The 19201-nt window shown below is 66.4% G+C and carries 23 protein-coding genes; 4 read left to right on the top strand and 19 right to left on the bottom strand.

Annotated features, from left to right (window positions below; genetic code table 11):
* The first annotated feature begins 274 nt into the window (after positions 1-274).
* Positions 275-1054: a PhoH family protein gene (locus ACODRV_RS02340; RefSeq protein WP_141628229.1), complete on the top strand. Its 780-nt coding sequence runs from the start codon at positions 275-277 to the stop codon at positions 1052-1054.
* 66 nt (positions 1055-1120) lie between these two features.
* Here the strand turns inward: ACODRV_RS02340 and ACODRV_RS02335 are convergent, their stop codons facing one another.
* Entirely contained in the window at positions 1121-2380 is a 1260-nt protein-coding gene (locus ACODRV_RS02335) for a cation:proton antiporter domain-containing protein (RefSeq protein WP_488907276.1), read from the bottom strand.
* 178 nt (positions 2381-2558) lie between these two features.
* Here ACODRV_RS02335 and lspA point away from each other — a divergent pair, with 178 nt between their 5' ends.
* Both lspA and ACODRV_RS02325 read left to right on the top strand, forming a co-directional pair.
* Positions 2559-3101, top strand: coding sequence for a signal peptidase II (lspA, locus tag ACODRV_RS02330; protein WP_141626074.1), 543 nt, complete (start codon positions 2559-2561; stop codon positions 3099-3101).
* Positions 3102-3162: 61 nt separating this feature from the next.
* The gene (locus ACODRV_RS02325; RefSeq protein ID WP_141626073.1) at positions 3163-3726 is read left to right on the top strand and encodes a DUF3035 domain-containing protein; all 564 of its coding nucleotides are present in this window, start codon (positions 3163-3165) and stop codon (positions 3724-3726) included.
* 59 nt (positions 3727-3785) lie between these two features.
* Here the strand turns inward: ACODRV_RS02325 and ACODRV_RS02320 are convergent, their stop codons facing one another.
* The 14 genes from ACODRV_RS02320 to ACODRV_RS02255 all read right to left on the bottom strand — a co-directional run bounded on the left by ACODRV_RS02320 (position 3786) and on the right by ACODRV_RS02255 (position 15232).
* Positions 3786-4691 carry a DMT family transporter gene (locus ACODRV_RS02320; protein WP_488907275.1) on the bottom strand — a complete coding sequence of 302 codons (906 nt, stop codon included), beginning with the start codon at positions 4689-4691 and terminating at the stop codon, positions 3786-3788.
* Positions 4692-4809: 118 nt separating this feature from the next.
* Positions 4810-5304, bottom strand: a complete 495-nt coding sequence (gene ssb, locus ACODRV_RS02315; protein WP_304580236.1) for a single-stranded DNA-binding protein — start codon at positions 5302-5304, stop codon at positions 4810-4812.
* A gap of 204 nt (positions 5305-5508) precedes the next feature.
* Entirely contained in the window at positions 5509-5913 is a 405-nt protein-coding gene (locus ACODRV_RS02310; protein WP_488907274.1) for a hypothetical protein, read from the bottom strand.
* Entirely contained in the window at positions 5913-6590 is a 678-nt protein-coding gene (locus ACODRV_RS02305; RefSeq protein WP_488907273.1) for a hypothetical protein, read from the bottom strand. The genes ACODRV_RS02310 and ACODRV_RS02305 overlap by 1 nt, the downstream gene beginning before the upstream one ends.
* Before the next feature lie 75 nt (positions 6591-6665).
* Positions 6666-9389, bottom strand: coding sequence for an NHL repeat-containing protein (locus ACODRV_RS02300; protein ID WP_488907272.1), 2724 nt, complete (start codon positions 9387-9389; stop codon positions 6666-6668).
* A 256-nt stretch (positions 9390-9645) separates the two neighbouring features.
* Entirely contained in the window at positions 9646-10479 is an 834-nt protein-coding gene (locus ACODRV_RS02295; protein WP_141626067.1) for a flagellin, read from the bottom strand.
* A gap of 131 nt (positions 10480-10610) precedes the next feature.
* Complete coding sequence (locus ACODRV_RS02290; RefSeq protein WP_141626066.1) at positions 10611-10895, bottom strand: flagellar protein FlaG; 285 nt, start codon at positions 10893-10895, stop codon at positions 10611-10613.
* 92 nt (positions 10896-10987) lie between these two features.
* A complete protein-coding gene (locus ACODRV_RS02285) occupies positions 10988-11815 on the bottom strand; it encodes a flagellin (protein WP_141626065.1) in 828 nt (275 codons plus the stop codon).
* A 253-nt stretch (positions 11816-12068) separates the two neighbouring features.
* Positions 12069-12200, bottom strand: a complete 132-nt coding sequence (locus ACODRV_RS02280) for a hypothetical protein (protein WP_488907271.1) — start codon at positions 12198-12200, stop codon at positions 12069-12071.
* Positions 12201-12210: 10 nt separating this feature from the next.
* Complete coding sequence (locus tag ACODRV_RS02275) at positions 12211-12696, bottom strand: hypothetical protein (protein WP_205750853.1); 486 nt, start codon at positions 12694-12696, stop codon at positions 12211-12213.
* Positions 12693-12974 carry a hypothetical protein gene (locus ACODRV_RS02270; protein WP_141626064.1) on the bottom strand — a complete coding sequence of 94 codons (282 nt, stop codon included), beginning with the start codon at positions 12972-12974 and terminating at the stop codon, positions 12693-12695. Before ACODRV_RS02270 ends, ACODRV_RS02275 begins: the two co-directional genes overlap by 4 nt.
* Complete coding sequence (locus tag ACODRV_RS02265) at positions 12971-13138, bottom strand: hypothetical protein (protein WP_168196789.1); 168 nt, start codon at positions 13136-13138, stop codon at positions 12971-12973. Before ACODRV_RS02265 ends, ACODRV_RS02270 begins: the two co-directional genes overlap by 4 nt.
* Positions 13135-14613 carry a DUF2793 domain-containing protein gene (locus ACODRV_RS02260; protein WP_488907270.1) on the bottom strand — a complete coding sequence of 493 codons (1479 nt, stop codon included), beginning with the start codon at positions 14611-14613 and terminating at the stop codon, positions 13135-13137. Before ACODRV_RS02260 ends, ACODRV_RS02265 begins: the two co-directional genes overlap by 4 nt.
* 145 nt (positions 14614-14758) lie before the next feature.
* On the bottom strand, positions 14759-15232 hold the full coding sequence (locus ACODRV_RS02255) for a DUF4112 domain-containing protein (RefSeq protein WP_141626062.1): 474 nt from the start codon (positions 15230-15232) through the stop codon (positions 14759-14761).
* 32 nt (positions 15233-15264) lie between these two features.
* Here ACODRV_RS02255 and ACODRV_RS02250 point away from each other — a divergent pair, with 32 nt between their 5' ends.
* Positions 15265-16257, top strand: a complete 993-nt coding sequence (locus ACODRV_RS02250) for an endonuclease/exonuclease/phosphatase family protein (RefSeq protein WP_488907269.1) — start codon at positions 15265-15267, stop codon at positions 16255-16257.
* Here ACODRV_RS02250 and ACODRV_RS02245 read toward each other — a convergent pair.
* Genes ACODRV_RS02245 through ACODRV_RS02230 form a run of 4 tightly spaced genes read right to left on the bottom strand, consistent with a single transcriptional unit; the run spans position 16238 to position 19174 of the window.
* Complete coding sequence (locus ACODRV_RS02245; protein WP_141626060.1) at positions 16238-17449, bottom strand: CCA tRNA nucleotidyltransferase; 1212 nt, start codon at positions 17447-17449, stop codon at positions 16238-16240. The genes ACODRV_RS02250 and ACODRV_RS02245 overlap by 20 nt on opposite strands.
* Positions 17446-18108, bottom strand: coding sequence for a CoA pyrophosphatase (locus ACODRV_RS02240; RefSeq protein ID WP_488907268.1), 663 nt, complete (start codon positions 18106-18108; stop codon positions 17446-17448). The genes ACODRV_RS02245 and ACODRV_RS02240 overlap by 4 nt, the downstream gene beginning before the upstream one ends.
* Positions 18105-18659: a DUF1285 domain-containing protein gene (locus ACODRV_RS02235; protein ID WP_488907267.1), complete on the bottom strand. Its 555-nt coding sequence runs from the start codon at positions 18657-18659 to the stop codon at positions 18105-18107. The genes ACODRV_RS02240 and ACODRV_RS02235 overlap by 4 nt, the downstream gene beginning before the upstream one ends.
* 41 nt (positions 18660-18700) lie before the next feature.
* A complete protein-coding gene (locus tag ACODRV_RS02230) occupies positions 18701-19174 on the bottom strand; it encodes a GNAT family N-acetyltransferase (RefSeq protein WP_488907266.1) in 474 nt (157 codons plus the stop codon).
* Positions 19175-19201 lie beyond the last annotated feature (27 nt).

The following is a 19201-nucleotide window of genomic DNA, read 5'->3' as shown; positions in this document are numbered from 1 at the left end:
TCATCTTTGGCTCAATCAGCGCTTTAAGCCTTCGTAAACCACGCTAGCATCAATCTGTTGATGCGATTCGAGGTCGCCATTTCGGCCCCGGATCCGTAACCGGATCAAGCCCGGTCCGGTCAAGCTGGGGGAACGCTGTGGCGCGTTCGGTTCGGCGGCCTCGTCCGCTGGAAGTTGGATACTCCTCCGACCCGGGCGGATGCTGCGCATCCTCTTCTTTCCTCCCCACGATCGTTCGAGGCGATGCTTTTGCGGCATCGCCTTTTTTCATGCCCTGGAGGCGTCCATGACCAAGCGTTCAGCCCTCAAGCGTCAGACCCGTGAACACGGCGTTCTCGATTCCCGGCAGTTCACGGAGGATTCCAAGGTTCGGCGATTGCCGACCCACGCCGGCTGGTCTCCCCTGCCCTCCAATGACGACCGCGACCAGGCCTATCTGAAGACGCTCAAGCCCAAGTCGGATGGCCAGGCCGAGCTGATGACGATGATTGATCATCACAACCTCGTCCTCGCACTGGGACCGGCCGGTACGGGCAAGACCTATCTGGCCGTCGCGAAGGCGGTCGAAGCGCTGGAAGCCGGCAAGGTGGGCCGCATCGTCCTGAGCCGCCCCGCGGTGGAGGCGGGCGAATCCATCGGCTTCCTGCCCGGCGACATGGAGGACAAGCTCGCCCCCTATCTGCGCCCGCTCTACGACGCCCTGTCGGATCGCCTGTCGATGAAACGCGTCAAGGCGCTGATGGCCGAGGGCCTGATCGAAATCGCTCCCATCGGCTACATGCGCGGCCGCACGCTGAACAACGCCTTCATCGTCGTGGATGAGGCCCAGAACTGCACCTACGTCCAGTTGAAGATGCTGCTGACCCGACTGGGCTGGCACTCGACCATGGTGGTCACGGGCGACCCGCAGCAGTCCGACCTGCTGCCGGGCATCTCGGGGCTGGCGGATATCGCCGAACGCCTGACCGCAGTGCCGGACATCGGCGTGGTCAAGCTGGCGGAGCGGGACATCGTCCGCCACCCGCTGGTCGCCAGCATGATCGGCGTCCTCTGACACTTCCCGCCAGCTGAAATGGAAAAGGGGCGCCGGATCGACCGGCGCCCCTTCTTTTTGCCGCGCTCAGATCAGCGCGCTGACCGGCGGCGCTTCCTTGACCGGCGGCTTCGGCTTGCCGCCCCAGCGATCTATAAGGGCGAAGACAAACGGGTTCAGCGAAATGGACAGCAACGCAGCCGCCAGAATCAGATTCTGGGTGTCCGGACTCATGCCGCCGAGGTCCACGCTCATCTTGGTCAGGATGAAGGAAAACTCGCCGATCTGGGCAAGAGCCGCGGCGACGGTCAGGCTGGTCGCCTTGTCGAGCTTGAAAGCGGTGGTGATGGCCAGCGCGGCCAGTGACTTGCCGATGATGATGATGGCCAGCACGCCCAGAACAGCCAGCGGCCGCTCGATCAGAATGTGAAAGTCGAACAACATGCCCACGGAGACGAAGAACAACACCGCGAACGCGTCCCTCAGGGGCAGCGAGCGTTCCGCGGCGTTGTGGCCCAGCGGAGAACTGTTCAGCACCAGTCCCGCCAGGAAAGCGCCCATGGCGAAGGAGTGGAACAGGGCGTAGGCGACCCAGGCGATACCCAAGGCGATGGCCAGAACCCCAAGAGTGAACAACTCACGCGACTTGGTGTGCGCGATGCGGACCAGCACCCACGGCAGGACCTTGGCCCCGACCACCAGCATGACAGCCGTGAAGGCGGCGACCTTGAACAGGGTCCAGCCCATCGAGGCGGCCAACTGCATCCCGTTGACCTCGGCGCCCGGCTGAATGACCACCAGCGGCAGCACGACCAACGCGATAACGATCACCAGATCCTCGACGATCAACCAGCCCATGGCGATCTTGCCGACGTCTCCCTTGACCTGTTTGCGTTCCTCCAGCGCCCTGAGCAGCACGACAGTCGAGGCGACGGACAGGGCAAAGCCCATCAGCACGGCTTCGACGTCGCCCATCCCCATAAGGCGTCCCAATCCCCAGCCGAGCGCGGTCGCCGCGGCGATCTGCACCAGCGCGCCGGGAATGGCGATCTTCCGGACCTTCATCAGGTCAGCGAGCGAGAAGTGCAGCCCGACCCCGAACATCAGCAGGATCACGCCGATCTCGGCCAGTTGGGGCGCCAGCTCCTGATCGGCGACGAATCCAGCTGTGTGAGGCCCCACGATGACGCCGGCGACCAGATAACCGACCAAAGGCGACAACTTCATCCGATTGGCGAGCATCCCGAACACGAAGGCGAGCACAAAGCCCCCCACCAGAGTGAGGATCAGGCTGTCTGCGTGGTTGGCGACGTCGGTGGCGTGTTGGGCCACATCGGCATGCGTCATCGGCGCTCCTTCAGGTGCGTGAGGGGAATCCTTGCGGGTTGAAGCGTGACATTTGGGGTCTTGCCCCCATCAGAACAAGACAAAACCGGCCGTCCGCGACCCTCTGACACGATAAAATAGGCTTCGCGTGCAGGGCGGGGGCTGCTAACCCGGACCCCTCAATTTTTCAGCGACCCGAATGAAAATCCCCCGCATCACCTACGCCGCCTTCGGCTTCGCTCTTGTCGTGATCATCCTGGACCAGCTGACGAAGGCGTGGGTCCTGTCCGGCCTGCACATGCTGGACGACGGCGGCGCGATGCTGGATCGGGAGCTTTGGGGCTATCGTTCGGTCGCGGTGCTGGGTGACATCTTCCGCATCACCTTCGTCGCAAATGACGGCGTGAGCTTCGGCCTGTTCGGTGACGGGTCGGCCCGCTGGTTCCTGAGCGTCTTTTCGGTGATCGTCGCCGCGGGCCTCGGCTGGTGGGCGATGAAGGCGGACCGCCGCCTGCTGATCACCGCCCTTGGTCTGGTTATGGGCGGGGCCATCGGCAATGTGATCGACCGGATTCGCTTCGGCTTTGTCGTCGACTTCCTCGATTTTTCCGGCACGGGTGTCTTTCCGTGGGTGTTCAACATCGCCGACAGCGCCATCACGGTGGGCGTTGTGCTGCTGATCCTCGACAGTCTGATGTCCGAGAAAGCGGCCAAGGTTGGCCTCGCCGCCGAAAAGTCGTAATCAGCCGCTTCCACTAGGGTTTACGCATGCGCCTCGTCGGCGCGTTGCACCGGGATTGATCATGCGTCTTCGCACTACCGCCGTTCTGACCCTGGCCGCCTCGGCCCTCGCGCTTGGCGCCTGCACGAACATCCAGCAAAGCATCGGCCTGTCGAAGGTGACGCCGGACGAGTTTCTGACGGTGGCGACGGCCCCGCTGACCGTTCCGCCGGAGTATGGCCTTCGTCCGCCGGCGCCGGGCCAGCCCCGTCCGCAGGAACTGGCGCCGGAATCCGCAGCTCGCCAGATTCTGCTGGGTCAACGTCAGTCGGTCACCCGCTCGCCCGGCGAGCAGATCCTGGTCGCACAGGCCGGCGGCGACCGCGCTGATCCCCTCGCCCGCTATGTCGTGGACGATGAATTCGGCGACCTGACCCACAAGGAAGAGAGCTGGGCCAACCGCATCATGTTCTGGCGCCGCGAGGATCCCGCGACCCAAGTGGCGACCACGACCCAGACCACCGAAGGCGCCGTCACCATCGACGCCGCCAGCGAGTACGCCCGCATGCAGGCGCTGACCGGCGGTCGCGCCGGCATCAGCATCACCCCGCGTCGCGACACGGGCTTCAAGTTGCCGGGCCTCTAAGGTTCGATTTCAGTTCCGACGGATCAGCCCCGGACGCCCAGCGCCCGGGGCTTTTTCGTTCAGGCCTTGGCCGCGCCTGCCCGCAGACCGCGCTCGGCGATGGCGACAACGGCGACGCCGACCATCGTCAGCGCGGCGCCGCTTAGAATCTGGGGCGTGAGTACATCCCCCATCAGCGACCAGCCGATCAGGATAGACACCACGGGCGTCGCCAGCAGATAGGGCGTCACCCGTCCGGCAGGCCGCTTCTGCACCAGCCAGAAGACGAGGGTCGTCGCCAGCACGGACGACACCACCCCCGCCCAGATCAAACAGGCCCAGATCAGCGCATCAGCCTTCTGCAACGCCTCGAATTGTCCGCGCTCAAAGAAGGCCGAGGCGAAGGCCAAGGTCGGCAGGGCGACCAGCGCCAGCAGACCCTGCATCTTCAACGGAGGGATGGAGGTCGTTCGGCGGGCGATGACCGTGGTCATGGCCCAGGCGCTGGCAGCCACCACACCGACGGCGACGGCTTTCCAGTCCTCGATTGCATGGGCGTCCAGCGTCATCCACGCCACGCCCAGGAAGGCCACGCCCATACCGATCAGGGCGAACCGCGACAGCTTCTCTCCCAGCACAAGGAAGGCGAACAGCGCTGTAAACGGCACCCAAAGCTGTGTCGCCACGGACACCGGACTGACGTCATGCGCCAACCAGAAGGCCAGATACACGAGCCCGTAGTGTAGCGGTCCGCCGATGCAGACGATGAGCAGCAGGCTCTTCCAGTTCGGGAAGGGCGGGCGCACGAAGGGAATCAGACAGGCTGCGGCGATGGCGAAACGCAGGGCGCCGGTCATCAGCGGCGGCAGAACCTCGGTCGCGACCTTGGCCGCGGCATTGTTCACGCCCCAGATGACGATGATCGCCACGATCGCGGCGATCTCCAGAGGGCTCAGAGGGCTGTGGGGCTTGTCCGGGGTGATCACCGCATCCGGTTAGCCCGCGAACGCGCCGGACGCGAGAGACGCGCCCGACACTTCGCATTTCGGAATGTGGCAGTCAGACCGGCTCCCCGGTCAGAACGGCCAACCTGGAACGGCCAACCTAGAACGGGATGTCGTCGTTCAGGTCGTAGCTTTCCTTCGGACCGGAAGGCTTGTTGGCGCCGCCGGTCGAGAAGCCCGACGAATAGTCGTCGTCGCCACGGCCACCACCGCCATAACCGCCACCCGAGCCGCCACCGCTGTCAGCGCGACCGCCCAGCATGGTCAGTTCACCGCGGAACTTCTGCAGCACGATCTCGGTCGTGTACTTCTCGACGCCGCCCTGCTCGTACTTGCGAGTTTGCAGCGAGCCTTCGATGTAAACGGTCGAGCCCTTCTTCAGGTAGTTCTCGGCGACCTTCACGATGTTCTCGTTGAAGATCACGACCCGGTGCCATTCGGTCTTTTCCTTACGCTCGCCGGTCGACTTGTCGCGCCACGTTTCCGAGGTCGCGATCGACAGGTTGGCGACGCGCTCGCCCGAATTGAGTGACCGGATTTCGGGATCCTTGCCCAGGTTACCGACCAGAATGACCTTGTTGACGCTGCCCGCCATCATCGAGCTCCTTTAGCTAGCTGGCCCACCGCGCTTCGCGCTGATTCAGGCCCTTCCCACGTGGCCTAGCGCGCTTTCACGCCGCCGTGGCCGTTTTGTCTTCGCAATCCACAGAACTCGCCGTCGCCCAAGGGCGGAGCGACGATTTGTTCCACCTTTGTTCGCCCTTGTCCAGCGGACGGCGAGGCCCCGCCTGTTCGGGACCTATTGACCGGGAGCGACCGGCGCCTGTTCGATGGCGCCCGGCACCGCCAGACGTCCATCCCCCGTTCGGGCCAACGCCATGAAACGCGGTCCATCAAGACTCTTGCCGAACCACACCCCGGCACGGTCGATGAATATGAACTGCCCCTGATAGACGCCGATCACATCGCGACGGCTGCCGCCCAGACCCAGAAAGCGCAGTCGCATTTCCTCAAGACGCGCGGCACAGAACTCGATCTGGGTCTGATCGCGGGCCAGAACATTGAAAGCCGGGTCCGCGCCGTCGGCGCCGGGTTCGACCACATAGCAAACGCCACGCTCGGCCGGCGGTTCGACCCCGCCGGCGCAGGCGGACAGAATGGCGGCGGCCGATGCGACGGCCAACAGGGAAACGGCGCGCATCATCAACGAAGTCCCGGGAACTGGCAGCTGCGATCCTGCTCCGCGAGGGTGCGGAAGCGACTATTGTCCGGCGACTGCTCGACCCGACGCGGCACCAGACGCAGCGTCGTCTCTCCCCAGCGACCATACAGCGCCTCGCCCGGGCGCACGCAGGTTCCGGCGTACAGTTCCTGCACGCACTGATTCAGGCTCACGCCCGAGGCCAGGACACGCCAGTCCGAGCCGGTGTATCGCAAGCACTGCCCACCGCCGGCGGCCTGCTGTTGCGGCGCCTGGGCGGGCTGTGTCGGCTCAGCCGCGGCGGCCTCCGGCCTGGTCTCGGTCAGGTCGGCGGGCGGGGCCGAAGGCGGCGGGGTCAGCGAAGCCGTCGGCGCCGCCACGAGCGCGCCGGTGGCGTCCACCCCGACATCCAGCGCGTCGGTCGCCAGACCGTTGCGGCGCGCGCAGTCGCTCAGCGTCGCCATGCCGATGAACTGGCCATCAACGTAGCACCGCAGTTCACGCGTGGAATCCAGACCGGGCGCATCGGCAACGGCGACCGTGAGCCCGCCCTGGGCCGCGGGCGGCGGCTCGGCGGGGCCGTCATCTTTGCCACCGGATACCAGCAGGCCGATGATCACGGCGATCACGACGGCCACGGCCGCCCCGATCAGGATGAGAATTCGGTTGTCCTTGGGCATACAGGGCTCGCGCATTTGGAAGCCCCAATAACCCCGCCGATGCGGGAGCCGTCAACGCGTTTCGTCGTCGCCCGATCAGCCGGTCAGACGGGCGAGGGCCGCCTGATAGTTGGCGATCTGGGCCGTCAGGTAGGCCGGAGCCGTACCGGTGACGGCTGGAGTGTTCGATTCCGGGGCCAGGCCACGATAGGCGTCGCGGATCGCTTTCATCGCAGCCTGCAGCTTCTCGCCGGCGGTCGCGACCGCTCCGGCGCTGCTCAGATTCAGATTGGTCGGCAGCCCCAGCCCGAAAGTCTGGGTGACGTTATCGCCCGAGGTCTTGCCGATATAACCTTGCGACAGGCCCAGACCGGCCAGGGCGTCACGCCCGGTCTCACCCGATGTCAGCACGGCGCCCTTCACCCCGTCCCGCGCGGTGATGCTCAGGCGCTGCAAGCCGGTCCGCAGCGCGGTGGCCAGATCTCCCGCCTCGCCATCCTTGGCGGATTCCGAGGAGACCGTGACCTTGAGCTTCATGTTCGACGCCTGCTCGATCTTCCGCGCAAGTGTCTGAAGGGTATCGCGCGCTTCGATGGTGACGGCGACCTGACGTCCTCCGTCAGCGGGCGAGACATAGAATCGGTCGCCCACCCTCAGAGACGTCGCGTTCACGAGGGTCTTGGACTGGCTCTGGTCGATCTCCCCCTGCGGAAGCCCCAGCCGATCCAGCACGCTGGCCCCGCCCGAGGACACGGCGAGCGTCAGCGGGGCTGCCTGTTGGCCGTCACCATCCCACTCCCTCCGCCACTCGACCGCCCCGGTCGTCGCGTCGATCCGGGTCAGATAGGCCCGCGTCGGATCGGTGTCCTTGGCGCCTTCAGGGCGATCCGCCACACCGGTCAGCCAGACCTTGCCGTCGAGGATCTTCATGTCCACGGCGTCATCGTCGCCCGCGCTGCCGACATAGGTCAGGCGATCATCCACGGACGCGGTCAGGCTACCGTCCAGCACGGCGACGAAGGCGTCCTTGCCTCCGTGGTGCGCCGTGTTGACCGTGCCGACATCCAGCGAGGTGTTCCGGGTCGTGCCGCTCAGCACCACCTTGCCATCAACGATGGCTAGCCCGCTGATCTCGCCGCTCGCATCGCCCAGATCACGGGAGGCAGCCAGCGTCGGCTTGCCGTCCGCGTCCAGGGTGAACTGGCGAACGACGATCCGCCCGTCTTCGACGCCCGCCGAATAGAGGTTGTTCCCATCGACCGCGATGGCGCTGACGCCATCCGTCTCGGCGGTGCCGAACTGGACCGTTCCGACCGCCGTGGCCACGACCGGCGCCGAAGGATAGGCCTGGCTCGACGTAAAGGCCTGAACATAGCCGTCCCAGCCGCCGACCCCGACCGCGCCGGTCATCGCGGACTGGGCCCGGCCCGCCACGTAGACCGCGCCATTTGGACCGAAGCTGACCGAGGTCGCCTCGTCCGCCGCCCGCGCGCCCCGACGCTGGGTCCACAACTCCTGACCGTCCGCGTCGAACACCGACACAAAGCTGTCTGCCACGCCCGCGACGTCGCCGGTCTTGCCCGCATCCAGCGCGCCTGTAACCGAGCCCGCCACAGCCACCTTGCCGTCCGCGTCGATAGCGATGGCGTATCCGCTGGCCGTGGAGGCTGCGCCGAGCGCCTGGGTCATCACCACCCGGCCGGCGGAATCGAGCTTGATCAGAGCCACGTCCTTCTGGCCCTTGATCGGCTGATTGTCTGGTCCCGCGGTCAGGTCTGCCACCATCCAGACCGAACCATCAGGTCCCGTCGCGCTGGCGCGGACGGTTTCCACTCCGGCGGGCAGGGCCGTTTGGGACGAGCGGCCGTCCACCCACTGGGTCTCGCCCACGCCCGCGATCGGGGCCGGGGCGTCGCCTCCGGTATCGCTCTGGAATTTGAGCATCTGCAGCCCGCCGGCGGTTCCGGCCTTCTGCACCACATAGACGGCGTTCGCGGTCACGGCGGGTTCGAAGCTGACCTTCTCGGTGGTCACGCCACGCACGGCCAGGGCGAACTGGTCCGGCCCCGCCGGCAGTGTGATCGTCTTGCCGCCCGAGGTGATCGTCTTGGGTTCCGGCTTAACCAGTTCACGTCCGATACGGGTTTCCAGACCCGCGCTTTCCAGCTTGCCGTTGATGTGATCCAGCACATTGGTCAGGGTCCGGGAGGTGGTCCCCATCTCGTTCAGGTCGATGTCCACCTCAACCGTGGTGTTGTCCGATTTCTTGGCCGAAATCCTGAACTGCACCTCGCCCGCGAAGGCCGGCGACAACTCATCGGGCGAACCTTCGTGGATCGGCCCGGTGACGGAGATCGCGCCATCCCGGGCGACGGCAGCCGTCGTCTTGCTGGTCGTCGAAGACGTGCCCTGAACCAGTCGGATGCCTTCCAGATCAGCAGACGGGATCCACTTGCTGATCTCGGCCATGCCCGCGGCGAACCGGCGGTCCAACTGCGTCAGCTCCAGCGTGCTGACGCCCTTGGTGCCGGCCCGGTTGACCAGGGCGTTCATGCTCTCGAGCCCCTGATACAGGGCGAACAGTTTCTTGTAGTCGGCGGATGCGCCCTTCACATCGAGCTGGGCCGTGCCTTCATTGATGAAGTTTCGGCCGCCGAGGGCGGCGCGCAGCAGGGCGCTTTGTTCGGGCGCCTTGACGGTGCTCGACCAAGGCGGGGTCGGCTGCTTCGTGGCCTGGGTGAGCGCGGTCGCAGCGGCGTTCGACGTCGTGGTCGACGCCGTCCCGCTGAACAGTCCCAGAAGATAGCTGTTGTCGATCACAGGCGGCTCCCGCGCGCGAGTGTGCCAGCGGAGGCGTAACGAGGGCTTAACAGACGCGACATTCGCCCCGACTCGCGGAACAATGTTTGTCCGCGCCCGTTCAGAGCGCGATCAATACGGAGGAGTGCCCGATGAGTGCCTTCGTCAACGCCCTAATATCGCTGCTTGCCTTGTATGGCTTCGGGCCGCGCGTCCAACGCCGACGCCCCGCGCCGATTGCGATCGGACGGTCCGGAGACCGCCGTCTCGCCTGACATCAGCCCTGGAAGAGCGACAGGATGATCTGCGGCGCCTGGTTGGCGATCGACAGCGACTGGGCGCCCAGTTGCTGCTGAACCTGCAAGGCTTGCAGGCGCGCGCTTTCCTTGGCCAGATCGGCATCGACCAGATTGCCGATCCCGGATTCCAGCGTGTCCATCAGCTTTGACACGAAGCTGTTGTGGGCTTCGATCTGCTTGGCCTGGGCGCCGATCTCGCCGAGCGCGGCGTTCAGCTGGGTGATCGAATCGTCCAGCTTGGTCAGGGCGTTGGTCGCGCCCGTTAGGGTCATCAGGCTGTCGCTCAGCGAGATTTCGATGATCGAGCCGCCCAGCGTCAGGTTCTTCGAAGACAGCGTCACGAAGGCCGACGCATCCGCATTGGCCAGGAACTTGATGCCGTTGGTCAGCGAACCGTTCAGGATGTTGCCGCCATCGAAGCTGGCGTTGTCGATGGCGGACTTGATCGCCTTCATCAGGGCCTGGAAGTCGGCGTTCAGCAGCTGACGGGACTGGGTTTTCAGCGAGCTGTCCTTGGCCGCCGTGACCTTTTCCTTCAATTGATTCAACAGGTCAGAAACCGACTCACCGGCCGAAAGGGCCACGTCGGCGATCGAGGTCGCCCGGTCCAGGCTCTGCTTCACGGCGCCCAAGGCCCCGACGTCGGCGCGTTGCGTCTGGGCGATCGCCCAGATCGCGGCATTGTCCTTGGCGCCCTGGACCTTCAGGCCCGTGGACACCCGACCCTGAACATCCGCCAGACGGTTGTTCGTCGTGGTCAGGTTCTGGAGCGCGATTTGCGCCGCGACGTTGGTATGGACGCTATTCGTCATCCGACTCAGCCCTTCGAGGTTTGGGCAAGGCTAAGGCGGTAAGGGTGCACACATGGTTAACGCGCATTCACCACGCATTTTAACCGCGCGGATCGCTCCAGCACGGCGGGTAGAACGGATTTTCGAAGGCGTCAGGCTCTGGTGTCGATGACCGCGCCGGCGCTGTAATCAGACTGGTTCATCAGATCGATGACCTGTTCGCGGGGAAACTGCTTCACGACCTCACCGGTCAAACGATCCATCGTCTTGTAGATGAAGGATCCTGTACGGGGCCCTTCCTCAATGACCAGACGATAGCGAGCGACCTGTTCAGCCTCTTGCCGGGCGGGCGACTCTTGCGGGTCGTTACCGGCGGCCGTGCTGAGGGGGGTGATTTCGTAGGCGTTTACCGCACCAACATTCGCATTGTTTTGCATGTCTCCTGCCGACGCATTTCAAGGCGGCGGTTCCCTTCAAGGGACTGGAGCGGTCAGGCGGGGCCCGAAGGCCCCGCCGTTCCGATCGTTCCTTAGCGGAACAGTCCCAGCAGCATGGAGGTCGAGGAGTTGGCGATCGACAGAGCCTGCACACCCAGCTGTTGCTTGGTTTGCAGGGCCTGCAGACGCGCGGACTCCTTAGCCAGATCGGCATCCACCAGGTTGCCGACGCCCGCGTCGATGGTGTCCTGCAGCTTGCTCACGAAATCGAGGTGAGTGCCCAGGGCCTTCGAGCCGGTGCCGAGGCGGGCCAGCGACGCCGACACGTTATCGATCGACGCGTTGACCTTGGCCAGGTTGGCGGTGGCCTGGGTCAGGGTGGCGATGTTGGCGGTCGACGCCAGGGTCACGATGGAACCCGAGAGCGTCATGTTTTCGGCGGCGATGTCGATGGTGGTCGAACCGGCCGAGTCAGCCAGAGCCTTGAAGCCGGCGGTGCCCGAGATCACGGCGACGCCGTTGAACTTGGCGTTCGAGACGGTCGAGGTGATCTGCTTGCGCAGGGCCACGAAGTCTTCGTTCAGGGCATTGCGGGCAGCCGTGGTCAGGCTCTTGTCGGTGGCGGCGAGCGCCTTTTCCTTCATTTGCGTGAGCAAGTCCGACACCGTTTCACCGGCGGCGATGCCGACGTCCACGGCCGATTGACCGCGGTTCAGGCTGTCCTTGACGGCATTCAGGGCGCCCATCTCGGCACGTTGCCCCTGAGCGATAGCCCAGATGGCGCCGTTGTCCTTGGCGGAGTTGACCTTCTTGCCGGTATTGATGCGGCTTTGAACCGTAGCCAGTTCGGAGTTGGTGACCGACAGGTTCTGCAGGGCGACCATAGCGCCCGTGTTCGTGTTAACGCTGTTCAGCGCCATGACGAGTATCCTTGTTTCAAGGTGTCCGACGCCATTTTGGCTGCCGGGAGCATTTTGCTCAGTGGGCCTCCGAGCAAGGATGGGACCAGTCGCATTTTCGCCGTGCCAGAAGGGCGAGCATTGTTTTTTCTACGTTAGTTCTCGTTAAGCATGACGGCGGGTCGGCAAAACCTGCCGGGTCCCGGCACATTTTGCCGGGAAGGGCTGCAAAACTTGCCCCTTCGGGCCAGGCGCCGAGCCGGGCGGGAGCGGATCACCGATGCGGCTTCGGCCCCTCACCTCCCTCCTCCAGCCACGCGTCCCGAAGTGCGCGCTCTGACAGCAGGGTCTCCACGGCGAGCGCCCGGGCGGCGTCGCACTCGGCCAGAGCCAGTCCGCGCGCCATATAGGACGCCTCAAGATCCGAGATTGTCGGCGCGTCCGGCAACCGGTCCAGCCGACAAGGCGAAAGGATCGCTTGCGGCAGGATCAGCCTTGGGGGCGACACAGAGCGTCGGGGCGAGCCGGCACAGCTCGCGATCATGAGCGCCGATACGATCAACGCGAGCCGGGTCCAGGGGCGTTCGGGAATCATGGGCGGTCCTCGCCGCGGCCCCGGCGACAGCGGTGACCCGCGCCAGATCGACGGCCTGTTGATGTTGTTGTTCAAGACGTCGCGCCTGTTCGACGACGGCCTCCGCTTCCAGGCTGCGAGCCCGGGCTTCGGCGGTGGCGACCGACGCCTGCTGTTCGGCCTGCTCCAGACGGCGCGCGCCCAGCCCGAACGGGTCCCAGCGCAGCCCCGCCCCTCGCCCGAGCAGCACCACAGCGCTCACGATCGCCACCACCGCCACAACCCAGCCGAACGGGCTGAGCAGCCGCAGCGCCTCACGCGGGATCACCGCTTCACCTCCTCGTCCGGCGCGCGGCGCAAAAGACGCAGGCCGGAGAGCAGCTCATGAGCAGTAGGCGCAACGAGATAGAGCACCATGGTCAGGGCGAGCAGGCCCATCAGCGAGTCGATCAAACGCGGCGTCGCCGTCACCGGGACAGCGTTTATGACCCTGTCCAGCATCAGCCATGCGGCCGCGCTGGTCGCGAAGACATACAGTCGTCGCCACAGCCACCGCCCTTCGGCGAGAGGCGTCGGCGGAGTTCCCGTCGGCGGGGTGTCTGTCATTGGTCGTCCTCAAACTCATCAAAACGCCAGCCATTTCGCCGCCATCCGGCGTCGGATGCGGCCAGCAACTCCTCGCGGGTGAGGCGTTCCGGTATCTCCCGCGCTTCAGGATCCAGCAGCTCGGTGTCCGCGTCGCTCCAGTCGTTGAAAGCGGCGGACCTCATCCCAGCACCGTCAGCCAGACCACGCCGGACGCCCCCGAGCCGCCGACGCCACCGGACGTCGTTCCGGCTCCACCACCGCCTCCGCCACCTCCGAACAGGCCCGCTGCGCCGCCGGCATGCCCCGCCCCCGAGGCGACGGCCGCGCCGCCTCCCCCTCCGCCGCCCGCCCAGTGAAGATGCGTCAGGGGCGCCGCGCTCCCGGCTCCCCCCGTCGAGCCCGAACCGGCGGCGCCGCCGACCGCCCTGACCGCCAGCACCCCGCCGTCTCCTCCGGCGCCGCCCGCGCGCGCTGCGCCCCCGGCGTCCAGACCGCCACCCGCGCCACCGCCTCCGGGCGCGTCAGGACGATCAAAAGCTCGCCCGGCGGCGCCCGCCGCGGTAATGCTGGACGCGCCGCCTGCGTTGGAGTTGGGCACGCTGGCTCCCCCCGCTCCTGCGGTTCCACCTGTCGCATTGCCGAGCCCGCCGCCTCCGCCGCCCGTGGCGGACACCAGGAGGGTTGAACCCAGATAAACGGCGCTGCCGCTGCCGCCGCCGCCCGTCGCGGCCACGCCTCCAGCCCCGCCGGCCCCCGTTACAACCGTCAGGCCCGCCGTCAGTTGATCCGCCGGCCAGATCGCCCGGCTGACGCCGCCCGCGCCGCCGCCGCCGCCCCCATAGCGCGCGCCCGAGGCGCCGAACGCGCCTGCCCCGCCTCCACCACCGCCCCCGACGACGACCGCCTCAACCGTCCGCGCCCAGGCGGGCGGCGTCCAGGAACCGCCAGCGTTGAAGGTCGCGACTTCACGCCGTCCCGCGCCCTGCGGAAAGATTGCCCGGCCCGTAGCGCGATCAATACTCAAGGCGGACCGCCAGACCGCGCCGTCCGCGCTGACCTTCAGCGTCAGATCGTCGTCACCGATAAGCCCCAACTCGGCCCGGCCGCCGTAGCCGGACTGGAACAGCAGGGACAGGACATCGGCCGGTCCCTCCTTGTTCAGCGTCATCCGCAGATCGCCGTCGCCCCCCGATGCCGTCTCGAGCGCCGTCCACAGCGCCTTGTTCAGGCGGGCCGCGAAGGGATTGGATGCGTCGGCAGTCGCGCCCACGCCCAGCCGCTCCACCGGCCCCACCATCGCCAGCCGCGCGCCCAGATCGCTCCAGCCATCGCCTTCGCGGACAATGAAACGCGCGTCATCGGCGACCCAGACCAGCAGTCCCTCGGGTGTCGCGATCTTTTCCCAGCCTCCGCCTTCCGCACGGACCAGATCACTGGCCGAAAAGGAGACCCACGCCTCACCTCCATGATCTTCAGGCAGGATGAACAGGGCGCCGTCGTCAGGGTCCGGCGGCTGATCCGGGCGTGAGCGGCTGACGACGGCCGTCTGAACCAGCGCGTCCAGCCGGGTCAGGGCCTCATTCAGGGTAACATGCTTCTGCATTTGCCCGGCGGCCAGATAGGGCATGCCGAGGCGAGCGGACTGGTCGTCACTCATTGCTGTCTCCGAAAATCGTCGGAGATCAGTGTGCGGGCGCGGCTTCCTCAGGCGGGCAAATGACGCTGAACTGAAACAATCAGCCTTTGCTTCAATCGCTTGGGCGCACCGAAAGCGCGGGTTCAGCGTGAACTTCCGCGACGTCTCAGTCGTGGAGGTAGACGACCCGGCGCAGTTTCGGGTCGTCCTTCACCTTGGCGAGGTGCCGGTCATGCTCGCCAGAAGCTTTCGCCGCCTGTTCGCTGGCCTCAACCCAGTGGGTGCTCTCGATGTCCTTCTGTAGCGCCTTCGCCGCCAGCAGGTGTCCCGGGAACAGCATGTCGATGACATCCGCCGGGACGAACAGGACCTCGCCGGTCGCCGTGCTGACCGTGTCCAGCCCAAGGTAGGCCATCATTCGCGTGATCGTCTTCGGGGACGCCTTGGCCCGGATCGCCTGCGTCAGAAGCCAGCCCGCGGCCCCCACGGTGTAGACGAGACCGGCGCCGGGCACCCAGGCCAGAAGGCCGTCCAGACCGATGCCGAAAGGCCCGACGCCGACAACCCGATCGGACAGCTTCTTGATGGTCTCGACATTGCTCCAGATTTTCTCGATATCGCCGATGGTCCGTCTGGCCATTCCACCCTCCGAAAGCGAGACCGTAACGCGCCATGGAGACCGGCGTTCACCATAAAGCGCAAGACCGTTCTTCGGCCTGGGCCATCGCCCGCCGATGGCTGGATTGTCTGATCGCCCTCGGCTTCCTCGGCCTTATGCTGCTGGGCGGCCTGATCCTCGCGAGGATCGGCCACCGCTGGGTCGACATTTTCGCCCAGTTCACGGCCCCGCTGTTCATCGCCTGTCTGTCGGCGACAGTCATTCTGGGCCTGCTGCGGTTCCGTCTGGCGACCGGTGCAGGACTGGTCGCCGGCCTTATCCTGTTCGTCGCCGTGTTCCCGCAGTGGGCAACCGGAGCCAAGCCCCCCGAACCCGGCGCTCCGACGATCCGGCTGTATTCCGCAAACGTCTACTATCTGAACGACGACGTCGCCGCGATGCGCCGGTCCATTGAGGCGGCCGACCCGGACATCATCATCCTGATCGAACTGGGACGCGCGCCGCTGGGACAGCTGGACCAACTGCTCAAAGACTACCCTTATCGCGCCGGCTCAATGCGCATGGACGAAACGCGGGGCCCGTCCCGGTCCGTCATCGCCTCGCGCTGGCCGTTGCGTCAGATCGACAACCGGCCCGATGGGCTTCATTCCGTCACCGCTGTGGCGGAGACCCCGCTGGGCGAGGTCAATGTCATTGGCGTGCACCTGACCCGTCCCTGGCCCTTCCAGTATCAGTGGGGTCAGATCAGCCAGACCATGGCGCTGGGCGACATCCGCCGAACATTGGACGGCCCCGTAGTCATCGCCGGCGACTTCAACAGCGTGTCCAATGGCCGGATCGGACGGCAGATGAAGCAGGACCTGGGCCTGCTGCCCGCGAGCGGCTTCCCCGGCACCTGGCCCAGCAACCTGCCCTCAGCATTCGGCATCACCATCGATCAGGTCTGGCGCTCGCCCGACCTGACCTTCCTCAGCCGAAAGCTGGGTCAGCAGAATGGTTCGGACCACCGCCCGGTTGTAACCGAGTTCACCCGCGCGAAGGACTGACCAACGCCGCCAGTCGTTCGGCATGACCATCAGTCGGGAAATCGTCCGCGATCCAGCCCTCCTCAAAGGCTTTCAGAAGCCGCCCCGTCTCCGGACCCGGCGCAACACCCGATCGCGCGACATCCTTGCCGCCCACGGGCAGACGCGGAGGGCTCCAGCTCTCGGCCAAGGCCAGCAGAGGTCCGGCGTCCCGATCCGGCGAACCGGCCAGCAGCCGGCGAAGGGCGTCCGCGACGGCCTGTCCCCGGTGGCGATAGACGGCGGCGCGGGCCTGAGGGTCGGTCATGTCCAACGACACCTCCGGCGCGGCCATGGCCGAGGCGACCAGTCGATCCCGTGTCGAGTTCGGGAACCGCAACCGCTCCGCCGCGCCCCTCATGGCGTCCGCATCAACGGGGAACAGGGTCATCAGCCGCGCGACCGGATCTTCGCTCAGGTCCACCATCGCGCTGAACAGATCGAGCTCGCCCGCCTCGGGCAGCACCTGAGCCAGCACACCGGTCCGCGCCATCGCCGCCATGGCGGGACGCGGGTCCTCCGCAGCCAGCAGCTTCATCAGTTCCTTCGACACCCGTTCGGCCGACAGCCGCGTCATCCCGGGAGCCAGTGCACGACAGGCCTCCAGTCCCGCCGCATCCGGCTCGCCTTGCCCGTACCAGGCGAAGAAACGGAAAAAGCGCAGGATGCGCAGATAGTCTTCCTGAATCCGCGTCTCCGGATCACCGACGAAAACGATCCGTCCCGCCGCGGCGTCGGCCACGCCCTCGCCTGTCGGATCGAACACTCGCCCCTCGCGGTCGGCGTACAGGGCGTTCAGACGGAAGTCGCGACGCGCGGCGTCCTCGGCCCAGTCGTCGGTGAAGGCGACCGTGGCGTTGCGGCCGTCCGTGGTCACGTCCCGGCGCAGGGTGGTTATTTCGAACGGCTGGCGCTCTGCCACCGCCGTCACCGTGCCGTGCGCGATCCCCGTCGGTATGGCCTTCAGCCCCGCCGCACGAATGGCCTTCTCCGTCTCTTCCGGCTTCAGGGTGGTGGCGATATCGACGTCATCGATGGGCCGCCCCATCAGGGCATTGCGCACACAGCCGCCCACGAAACGGGCGCAGCCGGGGCCGCCCGCCGCCTCCAACGCCGCGATCACCGCGCGCGTGGCCGACGCTGTCAGCCAGTTCTGCCCGGTGAGCGCCGTCATGCTGCATCCTCGCCGGCCGCCGCGGCCCGGTCCTTCTCATCGCCATAAAGCCGGGCGCAGAGGTTCTTCAGAATACCCGCCGTCGCGCCCCAGATGTACCGCTCCCGGTACGGCATGGCCCAGAACCAGCGTTTGGGCTGGCCCTCAAGCTGGTAGGAGTCCCGGCGGTGATTGATGGGGTCCATAACGAAGTCCCACGGCACCTCGAACACCTCGGCCACCTCGGCGGGCGAGGGCGTGGTGGACGGGGTCTCACGTAGCCAGCCGACCACCGGGGTGACCAGAAAGCCGGTCCCGGTCTCATAGGGCTCGCACACGCCGAGCACCTCGACCAGCGCCGGGTCCAGCGCGACTTCCTCGAAGGCTTCGCGCAGCGCGGCCTCAACCGCCGTCTCCCCTGGATCCAGTCGCCCGCCGGGAAAGGCGATCTGGCCGGTATGGCTCGCCAGACTGTCCGAGCGCCGGGTCATCAGAACGGTCGCCCCGCCCGGATTGGCGATGATCGGGATCAGAACCGCCGCCGGTCGAAGCGACCGACCGGTCAAACGGCTGTCGGGGTTCAGGTCGAAGTCAGACCGTGTAGGCCCGGCTTCAGCCGACCATTCGGATGGCGGGGTCAATTTCGCCAGCAAGCGTTCGCGCAGACTGGCCAGACTCATGCCGCGACCGCCCCGAGCGTGAATGACTCACCGCCCGAACGGACGACCAGCTGTCCATCCCGCAGGTCAGCCATTTCGACCAACTCATAGAAGACGGCGCGCGAAACCCGCGCCCACAGGTCGGCGCGCACCCGAACGCGAGGCGCCGGCTCGCCGGTCTCGGCGTCCGTTTCCACGATCAAAGGCAACTCCGCCCCCGCAACCACTTCGTCGCCGACATCCGTGGTGAAGACCAACGCCTCGTCCCGGCGTTCAACCGAGACGGCCCGGAACGGCAGGTCCTCGACGAGGATCGACAGCTTCTCGCCCGGCGTGACCAGCACATAGCCGTCGGCGTCCTTGCGAAGTATGGTCGAGAAGAGGCGCACCAGCTCGGGGCGTCCGATGGGTGAACCCTCGTGCATCCAGACGCCGTCGCCGCGGATGACGATGTCGATGTCGCCGCAATGCTCGGGATGCCAAAGATGCACCGGCGGCAGGCCGCGCCCCGGCGCCTGTTTCACCGCCTCGGCGACGGCGGCCAGTCCTGTTGTCTTCTCGACGCTCGTCATCGCGTCAGACTTAGGGTGTTCGCCCGGGCCTGCAAACCCGCTCAGGCGGCCCGAACAGTCCCTGCCGGCTCGTCCGCGCCGAGCCACAGCACGCGACTCTGATCCACAGGCCCCTGTAGCCGGGCTTCCGGCGCGTGCCGGAACCCGAAACGGCTGAAATAGAGTTTATCGCCGACCAGCAGGATGCCCGTTGTCCCTGCATGATCGATACAGGCCTGCACCAGATCGCCGCCCAGTCCGCCCTTGCGGCTGTCCGCCGAGACAGTGATGGGCCCCAGGAACAAGGCCGGGCGCTCACCCACAGTGATCGACCACAGACGCACAGCACCGACGACCCGACCGTTCTCCCGCGCGACGAAACCCGCGGCAACGCCCGCCTGTTCACGGATGCGTTCGGCCGTCTTGGCGTAACGACCCGGCCCGAAGGCGGCCATGACCAAGGCCTCCACCGACGCGGCGTCGGCGGGGGTTTCTGCGTCGATGCGCACAAGGGTCTGGACGGCGGCGTCGGTCATGAGCGCGCGCACCTAAGGCCCGCGCCG

It is taken from the genome of Brevundimonas sp. FG8, from assembly GCF_057808845.1.
This window is presented reverse-complemented; position numbering and strand designations above follow the sequence as displayed.